Origin of the sequence: Gardnerella swidsinskii (genome assembly GCF_003397705.1) — a bacterium.
Classification (GTDB): domain Bacteria; phylum Actinomycetota; class Actinomycetes; order Actinomycetales; family Bifidobacteriaceae; genus Bifidobacterium; species Bifidobacterium swidsinskii.
The window spans coordinates 397670-416943 of the sequence record NZ_QJVB01000002.1 but is presented as its reverse complement, the minus strand read 5'-3'; the positions used below and the strand labels follow the sequence as shown (position 1 = coordinate 416943).

At 43.8% G+C, this 19274-nt stretch carries 13 protein-coding genes; 12 read left to right on the top strand and 1 reads right to left on the bottom strand.

Annotated features, from left to right (window positions below; all coding sequences use genetic code 11):
* Positions 1-275 precede the first annotated feature (275 nt).
* From D0T18_RS03955 to D0T18_RS03910, 10 genes are all read left to right on the top strand, one after another.
* The gene (locus D0T18_RS03955) at positions 276-1181 is read left to right on the top strand and encodes an ABC transporter ATP-binding protein (protein WP_116432019.1); all 906 of its coding nucleotides are present in this window, start codon (positions 276-278) and stop codon (positions 1179-1181) included.
* 14 nt (positions 1182-1195) lie between these two features.
* On the top strand, positions 1196-2848 hold the full coding sequence (locus tag D0T18_RS03950) for a hypothetical protein (RefSeq protein ID WP_162861134.1): 1653 nt from the start codon (positions 1196-1198) through the stop codon (positions 2846-2848).
* 74 nt (positions 2849-2922) lie between these two features.
* On the top strand, positions 2923-4713 hold the full coding sequence (locus tag D0T18_RS03945; RefSeq protein ID WP_102703223.1) for a D-alanyl-D-alanine carboxypeptidase: 1791 nt from the start codon (positions 2923-2925) through the stop codon (positions 4711-4713).
* A 46-nt stretch (positions 4714-4759) separates the two neighbouring features.
* Positions 4760-5878 (top strand): tRNA lysidine(34) synthetase TilS, encoded by a 1119-nt coding sequence (gene tilS / locus D0T18_RS03940; RefSeq protein WP_116440516.1) that lies wholly within the window; start codon positions 4760-4762, stop codon positions 5876-5878.
* Positions 5853-6407 carry a hypoxanthine phosphoribosyltransferase gene (hpt, locus tag D0T18_RS03935; RefSeq protein ID WP_101886119.1) on the top strand — a complete coding sequence of 185 codons (555 nt, stop codon included), beginning with the start codon at positions 5853-5855 and terminating at the stop codon, positions 6405-6407. Before tilS ends, hpt begins: the two co-directional genes overlap by 26 nt.
* Before the next feature lie 61 nt (positions 6408-6468).
* Positions 6469-8778 (top strand): ATP-dependent zinc metalloprotease FtsH, encoded by a 2310-nt coding sequence (gene ftsH, locus D0T18_RS03930; RefSeq protein WP_116440515.1) that lies wholly within the window; start codon positions 6469-6471, stop codon positions 8776-8778.
* Between the two features lie 271 nt (positions 8779-9049).
* Positions 9050-10285 carry a dihydroneopterin aldolase gene (locus D0T18_RS03925; protein WP_102703220.1) on the top strand — a complete coding sequence of 412 codons (1236 nt, stop codon included), beginning with the start codon at positions 9050-9052 and terminating at the stop codon, positions 10283-10285.
* Complete coding sequence (locus tag D0T18_RS03920) at positions 10285-10785, top strand: DUF3180 domain-containing protein (protein ID WP_033888467.1); 501 nt, start codon at positions 10285-10287, stop codon at positions 10783-10785. Before D0T18_RS03925 ends, D0T18_RS03920 begins: the two co-directional genes overlap by 1 nt.
* Positions 10786-10923: 138 nt before the next feature.
* The gene (ettA, locus tag D0T18_RS03915) at positions 10924-12600 is read left to right on the top strand and encodes an energy-dependent translational throttle protein EttA (protein WP_012914413.1); all 1677 of its coding nucleotides are present in this window, start codon (positions 10924-10926) and stop codon (positions 12598-12600) included.
* Between the two features lie 294 nt (positions 12601-12894).
* Complete coding sequence (locus tag D0T18_RS03910) at positions 12895-14745, top strand: DEAD/DEAH box helicase (protein WP_076003031.1); 1851 nt, start codon at positions 12895-12897, stop codon at positions 14743-14745.
* A gap of 380 nt (positions 14746-15125) precedes the next feature.
* On the opposite strand, the gene D0T18_RS03905 is transcribed toward D0T18_RS03910, so the two are convergent.
* Positions 15126-15548, bottom strand: coding sequence for a DUF3052 domain-containing protein (locus tag D0T18_RS03905; RefSeq protein WP_004108549.1), 423 nt, complete (start codon positions 15546-15548; stop codon positions 15126-15128).
* A 269-nt stretch (positions 15549-15817) separates the two neighbouring features.
* On the opposite strand from D0T18_RS03905, the gene nrdD reads away from it, so the two are divergent.
* Positions 15818-18235: an anaerobic ribonucleoside-triphosphate reductase gene (gene nrdD, locus D0T18_RS03900; RefSeq protein WP_012914410.1), complete on the top strand. Its 2418-nt coding sequence runs from the start codon at positions 15818-15820 to the stop codon at positions 18233-18235.
* 220 nt (positions 18236-18455) lie between these two features.
* A complete protein-coding gene (gene nrdG / locus D0T18_RS03895; protein ID WP_004108545.1) occupies positions 18456-19163 on the top strand; it encodes an anaerobic ribonucleoside-triphosphate reductase activating protein in 708 nt (235 codons plus the stop codon).
* Positions 19164-19274 lie beyond the last annotated feature (111 nt).

The following is a 19274-nucleotide window of genomic DNA, read 5'->3' as shown; positions in this document are numbered from 1 at the left end:
CGTGCGCAGTAGCAATGATGCTAGTGTTCGCTATGAATAAATACTCAACGTCTGCAGAGCACAACTGCAAAACTTCATAAGCATGCAAACATTCAATCAGTGCGAAAAATCTCAAATCTCTACCACACGAATATGAAGGTAGCGTGCGGATAGTGCTGGCATTGCGATTGCGCAAAAATTGCGGGTATGAGATAATAGAAGCCTTGATATAAGCGTGTGATTGCGCAATTAATGTAGTGCAATGCGTGCGTTTATCTGTATACTGCGAGGTTTCTATGGTAGATTCTATTCCGTCTGAATATCCGTCCGAGTATCCGTCCGGAAATACTTTTGCTAGCAGCGTTCCAGTTTTTGGCGCAAACACTTACGACGCTACTAACGAAGATGTTCCAGCGGTTTCTATTAGCGGATTTGTTAAGACTTTTGGCAAGAAAGTTGCTGTAGATAATCTTTCGTTGAGCATTCCAGCAGGCTCTTTCTATGGATTAGTCGGCCCGAACGGTGCTGGCAAAACCACTACGATTAAAATGCTTACGGGCTTGCTTATGCCAGATGCTGGCTCAGCTTCGATTTTTGGCAACGACGTTTGGAGTGACGTAAATAGTGCTAAGCGCGCAATCGGTTTAATGCCTCAGGCCGACGAGATTTTTAAGACGATTACTGGCCTTCAGCTTTTAACTTACGCTGGCATGCTTCGCGAGATGAGCCGCGCTGAGGCTGTTCGTCGCGCGACCGACTTGCTTTCTGCATTTGACTTAACAGAAGCCGCAAACACCATGGTTTCGGACTATTCAACTGGTATGACGAAGAAAATTTGCCTTGCAACAGCTATGATTCATAGCCCACGCGTGCTTGTGTTGGACGAGCCTTTTGAGGCAGTAGACCCTGTTTCTAGCGCAAATTTGAAGGATATTCTCGCCGAGTATGTTTCTACTGGCGGAACGGTGATTATTTCTTCGCACGTTATGGAATTGGTTGAAAAAATGTGCTCGCACGTGGCAATTATTAACGAAGGTCATGTTGCGGCTGCTGGCTCTCTTGAAGAAGTTGCTCAAGGCAAGAATCTTGAAGATCGCTTCATGGAGCTTGTTGGCGGACGTCACGCAGCTGCGCGCATCGACTGGCTTAACGGCGGCAAATCTGATAACGCTCCTGCATCTTCCACCAATCTCAACGCTTAAAAGGGAAAACCGTAATGTCTATGATTTTTACCATGGTTCGCCTTCGCTGGGCACTTACTTTTTCTGTTATGCGAAAGTCAATTTGGCAAAAAATTGGCTTTGCTATAGCAATTGTTTTTGGACTTGCGCTTATATGCGCTCTTGGTTTTGCTGGCTGGGAAACTGGCAAGTACATTAATCCAGGAATGCTTGCAGATACTAAAAATTGGCAGGAATTCCAATTGGCTCCAATAATGGTTGCGTCGATTGTGTCAATTTTTACGCTGTTTATAAACGTGTTTATGTTTGGCAGCGACACAACACTAAAATCGCGTAGTTTTGCGCTTTACGGCATTCCTTACGTAAAGCAGCAAGCTGGCATGCTTCTTGGCTCTCTTTTTGGAGCGCTTTCAGTAAGCTGCACAATCGCGCTTGCTTTGTGGTCTTTAGCGTACAGAAGCTTTGGAATTGTGCCGGTTTTAGTCAGCGTAATTGCAGCTCCGCTTTACGTTGCAACAATCGTGTCTTTAAGCAAAATGCTTATTGAGCTTTTAGATACTATTTTAATAAACAAGCGTTCAAGAAACATTTTTTACTTTGCCATTTTTATAGCGTACATGATTTTTGTTTCATCAATGAATACGCATAGCCCTTCGCCAAATGGAATTGCGCTAGGCACAAGTTTCTGTGCTGCGTCCGCTTTTACACCATTAAGTGCAGCTATGGCTTTGCCGCTCGATGCTATTAATGGCAATTGGCTTGCTCTTGCTATTCGCTTCCTTATTTGCGTTGTAACGATTGCTGCTTGCTTTGCAATCTCTGTATTTTGCGCAAAATTAGAGCCGAAGTTGCTTCGTGGTGAGCAAAAAACAGTTGTTAAAACTAAGGGAATCGGCTTGTTTGCAGCAGTTCCAGACAACACAGTTGGTGCGATTATTGCGCGAATTATTAGCGTTATGAGAAGAGATATGCGTCAGCTATTTTTGCTTATTGCGCCGCTTTTTATGCTGGTAGTTGCAGGAGGAAGTAGTTTTAAGGCTAAAGGATTTGATTCTCTAACAGATAACTTAGGTGTTTCTGGATGGATGATGTATGCTGCTTTGCTTATGGGCATGGTTGTTGGAAACAATATTGCTTACGATGGCACAGCTTTTACTATGCATGCGATTATTGGAGTAAAAGGTTTGCACGATCGCTTAGCGAACGCAATAGTTTGGTCAGTGATTTGCGCTGTTTATTTTGCGATTATTGGAGTAGGGGTTTACGTTTTCCTTTTCTTTGTAGCAAATGTTCAGCAAAATGTGAATGCAGTTATGTTCCAGATTCTTTCGCCAATTGGAATAGCTTTTGCTTCCATAGGCATTGGCTTAATTTCTTCGTGCATTGCAATGTACCCTGTGGCATCAATCGAAAAGCCATTTTCTAGGCCGCAAGGAAGTGCTGGCGGGCGAAGTTTTGCAGCTATAGGCTTTATGCTTCTTTCTGTAGTTTGCATGATTCCTTCGGTTGCGGCTGCGATTGCGTTTATGATTCTTGCGCCGCAACTGCTGTGGATTGCAAGCATTTTGTTTGTAGTAAACGGCTTGATTGTGCTGGTTGTTGGCGTGATTCTTGGTGGCAAAGTAATGGATAAGCGCACGATTCGCATTGTAGAAAACTTGCGCAGATTCGCGTCTATTACTGCGTAACTTACGCACGCTTTGTTGCAAGCGCAATGTATAGTTAAGCGCGGTATTTGCAATCGATTTAAAGGTGTGCTCGCATGGAAAGTAATAAAGGCTTAAACGATGCCTTAAATATTCCTAATGCGAGCACGCCAGCGCAAAGCGGCGAACCCAACAAAAGTATCGAGCCTAAACCAAGTAGTGAAAAAAAACTAAGTAGTGAATCTAAATCAAGCAGTGAGATTAAACCAAGTAGCGCACAGAAGAAAAGTAAATACGCTGCTATGGTTTTAAGAAGCCAATATCCTTCTCGTTGGCGATTGCTTATTGCATTTATAGCAGTTATAGTTAGTGCAGCAATTATTTTTACTTATTTTTTGCTTGACGTATACGATATTCTTCCTGGTCCTTTGACGTTGCGAAAACAACATTATGCTGTAACTGTTTCTTCTCCTAAATCACTTTTGCGAGTTAAATCACTAGCTAAAGGCGTGACTTATGGTAAAGAAATAAATCATTCGCAAGCTCAAAAACTTATTAACGAGTTGGTTTCCGATGCTTCTATGAGTAGCAGCACTTCAGCAGTAATTATGGATGCTAATGGGCGAGTAGTTGCTTCACATGAGCCAAATGCTTTAAGAGAGCCAGCGTCAACGCTTAAAACTTTAACTGCTAGCGTAGCTTCTCGCACTCTTGACATGGGTTCAACTCTTGATACTCAAGTATTTTTGTTGCCTAAAACAGGCGGTGAACCAGAACGAGCTTCTAGTACGAATGCTAGAAAGCTTGTGCTTCGCGGCAATGGTGACATGCTTCTTGGCGTTGGAGAAAACGATTGGCACCATGTCAATGGCAGAGCAGGTTTAACGACATTAGCGAGAAGAACAGCCAACGCGTTGAAGCTTGAAAATATTCACACAGTTTCTTTAGCTGTTGATGACTCATTGTTTGGCGCAAAACGTGCTCCTGATTTGATTTATGAAACAGATGTTGAACGCCGCTTTTATGCTCAAACGTCATCTTTGGCTATAGATGATGCTCGTCAGCGTGACCTTTCAGTGCAAGGTGTTGACGCTGACGCTATGACAGATTTTCCGCTTTCTGATCCTCATCCTGCTTTAAGTGTCGGTCATGTTTTTGCTAAATTATTAAGCAAACAAGGAATAGTTATAAGTAATTATTCTAATAAAACCGCTTCTGATGAAAAAAATTCCGGTTCAGGCTCGTCTGCAGATGATTCTTCTGAAAACAATAAAGATTCTGAAAATGAAGATAAATCTGCACAGTCTGAAAATCTTGTCATACCAGTAAGCGAAACTCAATCGTTAATATCATCTAATTCGCGTTTAATTGCACAAGTTTCTTCTGCACCATTAAACGAAATAATGGCATATACGCTTCGTATTTCAGACAACACATTGGCGGAAGAGTTTGGTCGTTTGACTGCGCTTGCAACTCACAAATCCAACTCTCCGGAGGGTGCAGTTCAGGCAGTAAAAGAGGGATTGCGCAAGCTCAATATCGATATACGTGGTTTGCACATGTCTGATTGCTCAGGCTTGTCTCCAAAATCAAGGTTGCGCGCAACAACGCTAGCTCAAGTACAAGTGCTTAATATTAAAGCCGATTCTGGAGGTGCTGCAGCTGCTGAAGGATTGTCTCTTCCTGGTTTAGTTGGAACAGCAAGAAAGCGTTTAGCGGATGAATCTTCTGCCGGCATGCTTCGCGTAAAGACTGGTTCTTTAAGTGAAGTTACTTCTATGGTTGGTAATGTATCTAGGAAAAGTGGTGGAGTGCTAACTTTCGCTGTTGTTGCGAACCAGCCAGCTGATATTTGGGGAGCGTTCGTAGCGATTAATAAGTTTATGGCAGAATTGCCAAAACTATGATTTATGAGTTGCAATTTAGCATTATTGGCGCGCTACACTAGAAGCTATGGTGTATTCTTCTCGCATACGCGCAGGAATTGGCGCAATCAAGCATTGTTTTGACGAACTTTCATTATGTGCACAAGACGCGCGTTTTTCCGAACATGGCAATCACGCGACAGATGTTGATGCTCCTCTGGTTCTTATTGCGTGCTCTGGAGGTAGAGATTCTCTTGCACTTACAGCATTGAGCGTGATTGTGTGCGCAAGTAGGGGTATTCGTTGCGGTGTCGTAATAGTAGATCACCATTTGCAGCCACACTCAACTGAAATTGCCAATACTGCTGCTAAACATTGTTTGCAATCTGGAATAGATGAAAAGTACGTGTATATTCAATCTGTGAACGTTGAAGATTCGGGAGAAGGCGAAGAATCTGCTGCTAGAAATGCTAGGTATCAAGCAATTATTGAGGTCGCTAAAAAGCAGCAAGCTGCAGCCGTGCTTCTAGCTCATACTGCAAATGATCAAGCAGAAACTGTAATGATGGGGCTAAAAGATTCTGCAGGTTTAGAAGCAGTTGCTGGCATGAAAGCAGTGACATTGCGTCAAAACGTGCTTTTTGCGAGGCCTCTTATTAAGCTTAGTAGAGAAGATACTACTGGTATTTGCGAGGATCTAGGCATTTCATGGTGGGATGATCCTACAAATGGTGACGATATTTCGCAAAATGAGGAACTTTCAGAAAATTATCCATTGAGATCTCGAGTTAGACACACGTTAATGCCTTATATTTCGCGATTTTTTAATGCAAATATGGTTACTTTGCTTTCTCGTGGAGCTGAAATAGCTAGAGACGATCTTGACTATATTAATTCTCAAGTTGACGAAGCTAGTTCACAAGTGATGGAATTTGATAAAAATGCGAAAACTGTTAGGTTAAAAGCTGAGAAGTTAGTGCAATATCATCCATCAATTCGTAGACGAATTATAGTGCGTGCGTTAAGTGAGCTTGGTCTGCGTTTCTCGTCAAGTCACATATCGGCAGTGGACGAACTATGTACAAAATGGCATGGTCAGAAGCCTTTTTCGCTGCCAAATTATTACGAAGCGACTCGGCTCTCGCGCAATATCGTCATTCGCTTATGCAAAGATAGTGAACATGCAAATTGCAGATATACGAGATGACATCGACTATGAATTAATTAGCCACGAAGACCTTATGAAGCGTATTCGTGAAGTTGCTAAACAAGTAAGTGAAGATTACAAAAACCGTAATGTTTTGCTTGTTGCAGTTCTCAAAGGTGCTGTAAATACTCTTGCTGTATTTTCGCAAGAATTAAGCATTAACGCATCAATGGACTTTATGAGCTTGTCTAGTTACGGCAGTGGCACTCAAACTAGCGGACAAATCACTGTTCGCGAAGATTTAAGTACTGATGTGCGTGGTCGAGATGTGCTTATTGTAGAAGACATTGTTGATTCCGGTCGCACGCTAGCTTGGCTTGTAGATGAGCTAAAAGGTCGTGGTGCTGCAAGTGTAAAAGTTTTTGCATTGCTCAGTAAGCCTGCACGTCGCGAAGTAGACGTACAAATCGACTACTCGGGCTTTGAAATTCCTGATGCATTTGTCGTTGGTTTCGGAATGGACTACGACGAACGCTACCGCAATCTCAATAGTATTGCGGTATTAAAGCCATCAGTGTATGGTGCTTGATTTTATAGATTCTATTCAGAATTTTTATATAAATTGAGGAGTTTGAAAGGAGCCTTATTACATGGGCGCTTCTCCTATGACACCGCAAGGCCCAATGGGCGGTTCTGGGCGTGGAAATAACGGGAATAATCCGTTTTTAAATCCACGCAACCCTAGGAATCAGCGAAACAACGGTCAACAGGGCAAGAATAATAAAAATAACGAGAACAACCATAACAATCGTCGTTCCTTCTGGCAGTCGCCATGGACGTGGATTGTGCTTCTTGTGTTGCTTTCAGTTGTCGGATTCCAAATGTTTGTTCATAACGGATCGCAAACTATCGATACTCAGGATGGTATTGAGTTAGTGCGATCTCATAAAGCAAGTTATGTGGAAATTATTGACAATAAACAGTTAGTTAAGCTTACGCTTGATAGTCCGTTTAAGAAGTTCGATAAACGAAGTAAGCAAAAGCGTGACTTTGGCAAGGATGTGCAATTCTACTACGCGTATGCACAAGGTAGATCAATTGTACAAGAAGTCGAAAAGGCGAAGCCTTCTAACGGCTGGACTGCTAGCTTACAGTCATCTAGCATTATTTCGTATTTGATTACTTCGCTTGCTCCGATATTGTTCTTCCTTGGCATGATTTGGTTCATGTTTAGCAGAATAGGCGGTGCCGGTGGAAGTATGCTTGGCATGGGTGGCGGACGTGGCCGTGGCAAGCTGCTTGAAGGTCAGACTCCTAAAACTAAGTTTGCTGACGTTGCTGGCGAACAAGCTGCTGTTGAAGAAGTTGAAGAGATTAAAGACTTCTTGAAGGATCCTTCGCGCTACAAGGCTTTGGGTGCTCGCATTCCGCGCGGTGTGCTGCTTTATGGTCCTCCAGGAACTGGTAAGACTTTGTTGGCTCGTGCTATTGCAGGCGAAGCTGGTGTGCCGTTCTATGCAATGGCTGGCTCTGACTTCGTGGAAATGTTCGTAGGCTTGGGCGCGTCTCGTGTTCGTGAACTTTTTGACGAAGCTAAGAAGAATGCTCCTGCCATCATCTTTATCGATGAGATTGATGCTGTTGGTCGTCGCCGCGGAAGTGGCATGACTGGCGGTCATGATGAGCGCGAGCAGACACTTAATCAGCTGCTTGTTGAGATGGACGGCTTCGACAACGACACTAATTTGATTATTATTGCCGCAACAAACCGTCCAGATGTGCTTGATTCCGCACTTCTTCGTCCTGGTCGTTTTGACCGTCAGGTGGCTGTTGAGGCTCCTGATTTGGAAGGTCGCGAGGCAATTTTGAAGGTTCACGCTAAGGGTAAGCCTTTTGTGCCGGATGTTGATCTTCATATGGTTGCTGTGCGCACTCCTGGTTTTACTGGTGCAGACTTAGCTAACGTGCTTAACGAAGCTGCGTTGCTTTGCGCTCGCTCTGGTGCTCAATATATCGATAATCGCGCTATTGATGAGGCAATTGATCGTGTTCAAGCAGGACCTCGACGTAAGTCTAAGGGTATGGCTTTGGATGAATTGCGTAACACTGCTTACCATGAGGGTGGTCATGCGCTTGTTGCTGCTGCGTTGCACCACACGGATCCTGTTACTAAAGTAACGATTTTGCCGCGAGGTCACGCACTTGGCTACACTGCTGTGATGCCAACAAGCGACCGTTACTCGCAGTCTCGCAACGAATTGCTGGATCAAATGGCATATGCTATGGGCGGACGCACAGCAGAGGAAGTTGTGTTCCATGATCCAACAACTGGTGCTTCTAACGACATTGAGAAAGCTACTGCTATTGCTCGTAAGATGGTTGTTGAATATGGTTTCTCAGCGAAGCTTGGAGCTGTTAAGTGGATGGATACTGACGAAGATTCTTCCGGTTCACTCGATTCTTTGCAACCTCGTAAGTTCTCGAATCGTACTGCTGAAGTAATCGATGAAGAAGTTCATAAGCTTATCGAAACTGCTCATACTGAAGCGTGGGAGATTATTAACAATAATCGTGACGTATTAGATGAGCTGGTTCGTCAGTTGCTAGCTAAGGAAACTCTTAACGAGAAGGAACTTAAGGAAATCTTCAGTAAGATTCGTAAGGCTCCTGAGCGTACTCTTTGGCTTTCGGACGATAGAAGACCAGATTCTGATCTTCCTCCTGTTGAAATTCCAGAAAGTTTAAAGCGCAACGTTGAAGGTAAGAATGAGCAGAGTGAAGCTTCTGAACTTTCTGAATCTTCCAATAACGCAACTTCACAAAACCAGCAGTCTGATCAGATGTCTGTTGATACGTCTATTCAGACTACTGCACCTGCTCCTCGAACTGTTATTGGAACTGTTAAGCCACCAGTTAATCCGTCTACTAATCAAAATGACGGCACTCAATTTGGTGCTTAATAGTGTAAATACAGTGCTAAAAAGCAGATAAAATACAATCATTAATAAACGCTGATAACAATATAATTTATTGCTGTCAGCGTTTATTTTTATTTTTCTAAGAATTTAATAATAAAAATTAGTGTTATATGCAAAAAATTACGCATGTTGATTTATATCGAGTACAATGTATCGAAATATTAGTTTTGCGTATTATAGGTAAGAGTAAAAGATAAATAAACGAATAATTGGAATTTTAAATTGTTTTTATTAGAGAGTAGAAGATGAAATTATGAATACAACCATAAGTTTGAAGGGTATTCGCCCAAGCGGTGACTCAATAGTCATTGGATTATATTCTTCTATTTACATAGATGCTGTTTTAAAAGTTAATTTGAGTAATGCATTAGACGGAGATGAGACTAACGCAATAGATATTCCTCAAATTGCTGAGCGTCTTGCTTTTATGCTTAAACGTTGCGAAAAAGATAGCGAAATTGAGGAGCATCCTGCTATAGCTTTAGAACTTATTGCTAAATCTGTTTTAAATTCTGCTATGCACACTTGGCAAATTAGTGAGGCTGATATTACTGTTCATGCTGCTTTAAGAAGCGAATATTACGGCATGAAAAGCACTGTTGACGATATTTGTGTTACTTTGAATAGTGTTTCTAGAGAAGAGTTAAATTATTCGGAACGGCGTGTAATTCCTGATTCTCTTGCGCATGTTGCTGTTCGTAGTGGAAGCGTATCAGTTGACGATCTTGAGGAAGGCGAAATAGCAGATTACTATCGTTCTCTTATTGAGGAAGATAGAAAAGAAAAGCAGCGCAAAGAAGACGAGGACGCTGCTGCAGCTGCTAAAGCTGCCGTTGATATCGCAAATTCTTTCGCGGATGATTATGAAAATAATGGAGATTCAGAGTGCTCTTGTGTCGATGAATCTAAAAGTGTCAATTATGGCAGTGAGCTTGTTAAAAGAGAAACTAAGTCTCCTTTGTTCCGTATATGTCCGACTCCGTTACAGACAACTGCAGTAATTTCTATGAAGGGTGTCGCGAAACAAGACACGCGTTCTGCTATGCTGAGAATAGTTGCAATGCTTGAGCAGGATAGAGAATCTCGCGTAGATGGCGTATCGGCACTATATGTTGCCAATATGCTTGAAGGTGATTATTACGCGGCTGTATTTATTCTGTCTTCGGGCGGTGACGAGTATGAACTGCTTCGCTTGCTTCGCGCTGTTGCTACTTTGTATAAAGATAAGGTGACTGTGCGAGTGTTGGGTACGCGTTCATATGGTGCTTCTGCTGCTGATACAAGAACTGTTGATGCAGAAAAATTGCCGCAACAACTAGCGGAAATGGTGATGGTTGACCCTAAGTCGCCTGAACTTATGCCGTGGCTGCAGATAGAGTCGGATGCTGCTTTGGATGACAACTCAGTTTCGTACTCATTAGCGTTTGCTTTTGATGCTCAAACTGTTGGGGTATACTCAGAGCAATGGCTTATAGGGGATGGTTGTTAATGAAAGCGTATCGCACACCTTGGTGGTATCTGGTACTAGGGTTACTGTTTGGCTTTGTGCTGGGCGCATTTCTAGTGTCGTCAACAGAGTCTAGTGCTATGTCGTTAGCAGGAGCTCCGTGGGTTGTTGTTGCAATTATGGTGATTGCTGGCTTAATAACTTTTGTTATGGCGTTGCAAACTCATCAAAGTGTTGCTAACAAAGATAAAAATAAGAAGCGTGTAAGTTCTCAATTTGCTGTTGCAGCTCTTATGCTGTCTAAGGCATTGGGAATGGCAGGTGCTATTTTGTCTGGCTGGTACGTTGGGCAGTTGTTAATGAGTCTGCCACACAGTGAAATAATTCTGTATAACTCTGTTGTGCGTGAATGCTCTATTGCTGGCTTGGTGTGCTTTATTGATATGGTCGTTGGGATTTTGGGCGAGTGGCTCTGCCAGATTCCGCCTGAAGATGATTCTGAGTCTGTCAATAAGTCAAATCGTACGCCAGCAACGTGCTAGTATTTGCTAGCTATTAGTTTGCGTAGTTTTATGTAAGTTGCATCTTGCTTGAATTAAGTAGGTAAAAGTATTAAACGCTTTTTACGCAAGTTGCAACAAACGCTGGAATTTCAACGTTTGTAAGGATGGTATATTACTTTGGCTGAATTTATCTATCAGATGATTAAGGCGCGTAAATCGTACGGAGATCGTGTAATTCTCGACGATGTTACTTTAAGCTTCCTTCCGGGCGCAAAAATTGGTGTTGTGGGTCCGAACGGCATGGGTAAGTCGACGCTGCTGAAAATTATGGCCGGTTTGGAAAATGTGACCAACGGTGAAGCTTCTTTGACTCCTGGCTATACGGTAGGTATTTTGCAGCAGGAACCACCTCTTGATGACACTAAGACGGTTGGCGAAAACATTAAGATGGCTTTTGGTGAGATTGCGCAAAAAGTGGCGCGTTTTAACCAAATCGGCGAAGAAATGGCTAATCCAGACGCTGATTTTGATGCGTTAATGGAAGAAATGGGTAAGCTTCAGACTGAAATTGACGCTGCAAACGGTTGGGATTTGGATTCGCAGCTTGAGCAGGCTATGGATGCTTTGCAATGCCCAGATCCGGATTCGCCTGTTTCTGTGTGCTCTGGTGGTGAAAGGCGTCGAGTTGCATTGTGTAAGCTTCTTCTTGAAGCTCCAGATTTGCTGCTTTTGGATGAGCCTACTAACCATTTGGATGCGGAATCTATTTTGTGGCTTGAACAGTTCTTGCACAAGTACGAGGGTGCTGTTATTGCTGTTACGCACGACCGCTACTTTATGGATAACGTAGCAGAGTGGATTTGCGAAGTTGACCGTGGTCAGCTTTATCCATATAAGGGAAATTACTCAACGTATTTGGAAACTAAAGCAAAGCGTATGGAAATCCAGGGTGCCAAGGATGCCAAGCTTGCTAAGCGTTTGAAGAATGAGCTTGATTGGGTGCGTAGCTCGCCGAAAGCTCGCCAAGCTAAGAACAAGGCTCGTTTGGAACGCTACGACCAAATGGAGCAAGAGGCACGTAATTCCAAGAAGCTTGACTTCTCTGAAATTCAAATTCCAGCAGGTCCACGTTTGGGCTCGCAAGTTTTGGAAGCAAAGCATATTCACAAGGCTTTTGGCGACCGTGTACTTATCGACGACTTGTCGTTTACGCTGCCTCGTAATGGTATTGTTGGTGTGATTGGTCCAAACGGTGTTGGTAAGTCTACGCTGTTCAAGACGATTGTGGGCTTGGAGTCTCTTTCTGGCGGAGAGCTTATTGTTGGCGATACTGTGAAGATTTCTTACGTGGATCAGAATCGTGCAGGATTGGATCCTAATAAGAACTTGTGGGAAGCTGTTTCCGGCGGACTTGATTTTATTGAGGTTGCAGGCGTTGAGATTCCTACTCGCGCATATGTTGCAAGCTTTGGATTTAAAGGTTCGGATCAGCAGAAGCTTACTGGTGTGCTTTCCGGCGGTGAGCGTAACCGTTTGAACTTGGCTTTGACTCTTAAGCAGGGTGGAAACTTGCTTCTTCTCGATGAGCCTACTAACGATTTGGATGTTGAGACTTTGGAAAGCTTGGAAAACGCTTTACTTGATTTCCCAGGCTGCGCTGTTGTGGTTTCGCACGATCGCTGGTTCCTCGACCGAGTTGCAACGCATATTCTTGCTTGGGAAGGCGACGACGAGAATCCTGCAAAGTGGTACTGGTTCGAAGGTAACTTCCAAGCTTACGAAGAAAATAAGATTGCGCGCTTGGGTGAGGAAGCTGCTCGTCCGCATCGCTTGCACCGTAAGCTCACTCGCTAGTTGAGTTTTGTTTTCATTTCTTGGTGGAAACATTTGCTGGTGATTTTCCGGCGTTTGCGCGACGACCTGCTTTCGCGCTTGGAGCGTAGTGTACGAAAGTAACTCGGAGCGTGAGCTTGCATGGAAAGTTCAGTGGACTTTTTCCATGCAAGCTCAGAAGCGAGCGCTTATAGTGCGAGCGTCTCGGCGCTTTTTGACAACATTTGCCGTGATTGTGCCAGGCGTGTGCTAGGCTCGATTAGTTCACGTTTTGAAATTTAAGTTTTGAATACACATATTTTACGAAAGGCTATTGTGCCGCATACTCATCATGCTGCGTTCGCCCAAAAGCGAGGCGCGAAGAATACCAAGAACGTCAAAAATACTAGGAAATCAGCTGAAAAACGCAATCCTTTTGAATATCAGGGTAGTCATAAAAATTACGGTTCTAATCACGAGTTCAATTCGCGCAGGGAGCGAAATCGCAAAGCAGAAAAAGCTCGTCAAAAAGCGCGCGAAAAAGCCTTGCGCTATGAAGAAGTAGCTATTGCGGATGCTGAACAAGATTTTGCTAAAAATAATTTTGCTAAGCATAATATTGATAAAAATAATGTTGTTAAAAATGATATTGCAAAATCTCATAATACAAAACAAAATTCTGCAATATCTTTGCGTCCTACTTCAAAAAAGCAAAATCAAGATTCTCATAACGCAACAATTATTCCAGACTCTGCTATTGAATCTTGTGAAAATTACCGTGACGATGTCACTTTTGCGCAACTTGGAGTCCCAGAGCCCTTGGTAGAAGTGTTGCGTGCTGATGGGAAAACTACTGCATTCCCAATTCAGCAAGCAACGCTTCCTGATTCATTACAAGGTGCGAATATTCTAGGGCGAGGTCGCACAGGAAGTGGTAAAACATTAGCATTTTCTATTCCACTTGTTGCGCGTTTAGCTGAGAATTTTGTTGATTTAATTCATTCTGATAAAAATCGTAAGTCACGCGAGTCTAGTGAAATTCCTGCTCCTAGAGCAATAATTCTTGCTCCAACTCGCGAGCTTGTGCATCAAATTGATGACGTAATAGCGCCGCTTGCTGCAGCTTATGGCATGCGTACTGTGACAGTGTATGGAGGTGTGAGATACCAGCGTCAGGTATCGCAACTTAAGCAGGGTGCGCAGATTGTGCTTGCTTGCCCTGGACGTTTGGAAGATTTGCTGCGTCAAGGAGCACTTACGCTTGAAAAAGTAATGGTTAGCGTGCTTGATGAAGCAGATGAAATGGCGGATATGGGATTCCTTCCTGCTGTTACTAGACTTCTTGAGCAAGTTGCGCCAGATGGTCAACGCATGCTGTTTTCTGCAACGCTTGATAAGCAAGTTTCTACATTAGTTGAGCGTTTCCTTCCAAATGCTGTCGTCCATGCTGTGGATGATGCTGATTGCCAAGTTGACACTATGACGCATCATATTTTTGCTGTGTCTGCAGGGGATAAATACGAAGTTTTGCGAAAGCTTGCTTCCGGAAGGAAACGTTCTATATTCTTTACGCGCACAAAATATCAAGCGAAGAATATGGCGAAAAAATTTGTGCAGCAAGGTATTCCTGCAGTTGATTTGCAAGGTAATTTGTCGCAGAATCAGCGAGATCGTCATTTGGCTGTGTTTGCTGAAGGCTTGGTGCGCGTGCTGGTTGCTACGGACGTTGCTGCGCGAGGTATTGATATTAGCGACGTTGCATTAGTTGTGCAAACTGAGCCTCCTGAGGATCCTAAGTCTTTCTTGCATCGTTCGGGTCGCACTGCTCGAGCTGGTGAAGAAGGCGATGTCGTAACGCTTGTGCTTCCTAATCAGAAGCGCGCTGCTCATATGATGCTTCGTAAGGCTGGAATTCATGCGAAAGCTGAGGATGTGAGTCCTTCTTCATCAGTTCTAGATGAGATTGTTGGTGAAGCTGCCGAGCTTCAAGAAGGCTGGAGTATGCCGGAGCCGGAGCAGCAGAAGCGTAAAGGTCGCGGTCGTGGACGCGGTGGGCGCGGGCGCGTACGTGGGCAACGTGGTGAGCGCAGTGAACGTGGTGAACGTGGTGAACGCAGCGAACGTCGTTGGCACGGTAAACGTGGCGAACGTGGTAGTCGTGTTCATCGCTTCGGTCGTGAGTTTTAGAAACAAATGCTGTGTGTTTTACAGCATTTGTTTTCGTTTTCACTACTTTTGATAACATTCGCCAGTGATTTTCCGGCTTTTGTTTTCGCTTTAGTTTTCTTGTCTGTTGTGGTGCGAGGCTGTGATATTTTTCTCCTCGCGCTTTTTATTTGCGTTATTCTTGTATTTTTGTCTATTTCGCCGAATGATTATGTGTTTTCGACAGAATTGCCCTATGTTTTATACATAACATCAACTGGTTTGGTGTTTTCGACAAAACAGCAGCAATACTACAAAAGTAAGTAGCAAGTTGGCAAGCAATAAGCAACTTAGTAATCAGTTAATCAGCCTGTTAAGCAAGTCAACAGTCGGTTAAACTAGTTAAGCCAATTAGCAAATACTTATTTAGATTGACCTTTACCAAATGCGCGCAGTTGAACGCCGTTCCAGTCAGTGCTTACGGTTAACGGAGTGGCTGCGTTCATGCCAGCTGTTTTTGCTGCAGATTGAACGGTACTAGAACTTGGGGAACCTTCGCGACCTGGTTTTGGAGTAAGAACCCACATAGGAGCGTCATTGTCAAGCATATTTGTGGCATCCATAATAGTGTCTGCGAGCTCATCTTCGTCGTCGCCGTCGCGCCACCAAATAATCACACCATCAACAGCAGCGTCGTAATCCTCATCTACCAACTCTTCGCCGGTAAGTTTCTCGATGCTTTCGCAAATTGTTTCGTCAACATCGTCATCCCAGAGCCATTGTTGGACAACGTCTCCTGGTTGGAATCCGAATTCCTGTGCATGCTGAAAAGCTATCTGTTCCACGTGATTTAATATATCAAAGCGTCACGAAGTGCGCACATTTAACGGCGTGTATTCAGTAATTTATCGTTTATCAATTACGACACACCAGGACACGCCGCAAAAATCGCGATTGTGACATAAATCACTATATATAGGTGGTTATCTTTGCGTCTTGCCCTAGATATTGTGCATGAGTTGGGTTATAGTAGAGCGAGTTGTTAGAAATAGTTCCCATGTTTGCAACGAGAGATTTTGCTAGAAGGAACAGTGTTTGAGAAAGGTCTGTACCGATGCAGGTTTTGGAAGAAACTGCTGTCACAAGCGCAGAAAATTGTACGGATGATGTAGTTGAAGTTCCAGTTTCTCGCGTGCAGGTCGAAAAGCGCGATGGTCGCGTAGTTGATTTTGATCCGCTGAATATCATTATGGCAATCAAGGCTGCTTTTAAGGATTTGGGCAAGGAAATCGGTCCGCAAGAAGAGCAGTTGATTCGTAATATTTCTGATCATATTGAGGCTGAAATTCAAGATCGTTACAATGGTCCGGCGAAGATTGAAGATATTCAGACCTTGGTTGAGCATAGTCTTATTGAAAATCACCTTTATGAGGTTGCTCGTTGCTACACGAGCTACCGACTGAACCGAGATATAGACCGCGCTAGGGCTACTGATATCAACGAGGCTGTTAACCGTCTTGTAAATCGTGATGAGTCTCTTGTTCGTGAAAACGCAAATAAGGATTCTAATGTTTATGCAACTCAGCGTGATCTTCTTGCAGGTGCTGTTTCTAAAGCTTCTGCGTTCTCTATGCTTCCTCACGCAGTTTCTAACGCTCATATGAAGGGTGATATTCACTTCCATGACGCTGATTATTCGCCATTTACTTGCATGAGCAACTGCTCGCTTCCTGATTTTGGCGATATGCTTGCTAAGGGATTTGCTCTTGGTAATGCAATGATGGATAGTCCAAAGTCTATTGGTACTGCTGCAACTCAGGTTACGCAAATTATTAAGGATATTGCTGGCGCGCAATACGGTGGTCAGACTGTTAATCGCGCTGACGAAATGCTTGAGCCTTACGCTAAGTGCGATTACGACAAGAATCTTGCTATGGCACACGCAATGATTCCTGATTCCACACCAATTCAAGTCGCAAAAGATATGATTGACGGCTTGAAGGCTCAGGAGCCTAAGAATCTCCACTGCTTGGACAGGGATCCACTGCCTGCTGATACTCCTTTTGATGAAAATTTGAGCGAGCTTGATCAGCTTCGTGAAGTTTACGCAAAGATTATGACGCGTAAGGCTATTTACGACGCTATGCAAACTATGGAATATCAAATTAATTCCAACCGCGTTTCTAACGGTCAGACTCCGTTCGTAACTGTTGGATTTGGCTTGGGTACTTCTTGGTTTGCTCGTGAAATTCAGCGCGCTATTTTGCTTAACCGTATTCGCGGTCTCGGCAAAGATCGTCATACTGCAATCTTCCCTAAGCTTGTGTTTACTATTAAGCACGGTGTAAACGCAGACGCTGGCGACCCGAACTACGATTTGAAGCAGCTTGCGCTTGAATGCTCTACAAAGCGCATGTACCCAGACGTTGTGTTCTACGAGAATATTGTTAAGATTACTGGCTCCTTCAAGGCTCCTATGGGTTGCCGTTCGTTCCTTCAGGGTTGGATTGATCCAAAGACCGGCAAGGACGTTGAAGATGGCCGTATGAATCTTGGCGTTGTAACTGTTAACATGCCACGTATTGCTCTTGAATCTCACGGCGATGTGACTCGCTTCTGGAAGCTTTTCGACGAGCGTATGGAAGTAGCTCACCAAGCTTTGCGATTCCGTATTATGCGTTGCAAGCAGGCAACTCCTGTAAATGCTCCAACGCTGTTCCGTTACGGTGCTTTTGGTCGTTTGGAAGCTAACGAAAGCGTGGATCAGTTGTTCCGTAATGAGCGCGCAACTGTTTCTCTTGGCTACATTGGTTTGTACGAAACTACGGCCGTGTTCTTTGGCAAGGATTGGATGCAAGATCACAGCTGGAATGAGGAAGGCAAGGAATTTGCGCTTTCTTTGGTTCGCCGCATGAATAAGCTTTGCCAGCAGTGGTCAAAGGCGGAAGGCTACCATTATTCCGTTTACTCAACTCCTGCTGAGTCTTTGACTGACCGCTTTAACCGCATGGATCGCCAGAAGTTCGGTCGCATTGAAGGCGTAACTGATCACGACTTCTACACTAATTCCTTCCATTACCCGGTTTGGTTGCAGCCAACTCCTATGGAGAAGCTTCGCTACGAGGTTGACTTCCCGTATCTTGCTTCCGGCGGTTTTATTAACTACTGCGAGTTCCCATGCTTGCAGGCAAATCCTAAGGCTTTGGAAGCTGTTTGGGATTACGCTTACAAGATTGGCATCGGCTACTTGGGTACGAATACGCCAATCGATCACTGCTTCGTTTGTGGATTCCAGGGTGATTTTGAGCCGACTAAAGAAGGCTTCCGTTGCCCGGAGTGCGGCAACAGCGACCCAGATAAGTGCAATGTGACTAAGCGTACTTGCGGTTACTTGGGCAATCCTGTTCAGCGTCCAATGGTTCACGGTCGTCACGAAGAAATCGCTCACCGCGTAAAGCACATGTCTGGCGAAACTGGCCATGTGACTCTTAACAACGGTGAGTCTCGTGAATGGTATGAGGAAACAAAATAAACTTAGCTAATTTACTATGTTGAAACTTAGTAAAATAAGTATGACTAGATAATTTAGCTAAATCAATAGCTTTTCTTGTGTTTGTTGTTTGGTGATAATCTGGCCGTTAGAAGTGTATTGCATTTTGTGATTGCACTTTCTAACGGCTGGATTTATTTTATTTTCGCAAATTTGGTTGTTTATTTTTTAGTTGTTTATTCGGTTTGGAAGGGGGTTGGATATGGCTCGCATGAGTTTGCACGATTTTGCGCCTGCAGATGTGAATCGTGGACCGTGGATTCCTACCTCTCTTTCCAATAATCCTCGCGCAGGACAGTGGTCTAGTGAGCGCATGAGCCAGGGGATGATCGCCGATTATAAGCGTTTTTTGATGACAGACGGCGAAGGAATTCGTTGCTCGCTTTACGTTTCCGGCTGCCCGTTCCATTGCGTTGAGTGCTATAACGAGTCGATTTGGGATTTTCGCGCTGGGCATCCTTATACTCAAAAGCTTGAAGATCAAATCATGGAAGATTTAGCGCAGCCTTATGTGCAAGGTTTAACGCTTCTTGGCGGCGAGCCGTTGCTTAATACGGGCATTTTGCTGCCTCTTTGCAAGCGTATTAGGAAAGAGTTTGGCAATACAAAAGACATTTGGAGTTGGACTGGATACACTTGGGAAGAGCTTATGCGCCCAGGGGAGACGCCTGATAAGCTTGAGCTTTTGCGTTACATTGATATTCTTGTTGACGGCCGTTATATGAAAGATTTGCACGATTCGCTTTTGCAATTTCGTGGCTCTAGTAATCAACGAATTATCGATGTGCCAAAGTCTCTGGAAAATCCGCAAAATCCTCCTGTAATCTGGGAAAAGCTTCACGATCAGGAGCGTTTTATTCCGTCGATTTACGGAAAAGACCGCGCGCAAGGCGAAGGCGACGCTTCGTAATCCTATTGAATGCGCCACTCATACGATATATTTAACAATGTTTGTGGACGATTATAAGAATGCATACATATACACATGTTAAGCTAAATATAATTAACCTAGTAACATCTG

Coding starts and splice junctions, on each gene's coding strand:
- nrdG (WP_004108545.1), top strand. CDS start 18,456: ATGGCTCGCATGAGTTTGCACGATTTTGCGCCTGCAGATGTGAATCGT.
- ftsH (WP_116440515.1), top strand. CDS start 6,469: ATGGGCGCTTCTCCTATGACACCGCAAGGCCCAATGGGCGGTTCTGGG.
- nrdD (WP_012914410.1), top strand. CDS start 15,818: ATGCAGGTTTTGGAAGAAACTGCTGTCACAAGCGCAGAAAATTGTACG.
- hpt (WP_101886119.1), top strand. CDS start 5,853: ATGCAAATTGCAGATATACGAGATGACATCGACTATGAATTAATTAGC.
- D0T18_RS03920 (WP_033888467.1), top strand. CDS start 10,285: ATGAAAGCGTATCGCACACCTTGGTGGTATCTGGTACTAGGGTTACTG.
- D0T18_RS03955 (WP_116432019.1), top strand. CDS start 276: ATGGTAGATTCTATTCCGTCTGAATATCCGTCCGAGTATCCGTCCGGA.
- D0T18_RS03950 (WP_162861134.1), top strand. CDS start 1,196: ATGTCTATGATTTTTACCATGGTTCGCCTTCGCTGGGCACTTACTTTT.
- tilS (WP_116440516.1), top strand. CDS start 4,760: ATGGTGTATTCTTCTCGCATACGCGCAGGAATTGGCGCAATCAAGCAT.
- D0T18_RS03925 (WP_102703220.1), top strand. CDS start 9,050: ATGAATACAACCATAAGTTTGAAGGGTATTCGCCCAAGCGGTGACTCA.
- D0T18_RS03945 (WP_102703223.1), top strand. CDS start 2,923: ATGGAAAGTAATAAAGGCTTAAACGATGCCTTAAATATTCCTAATGCG.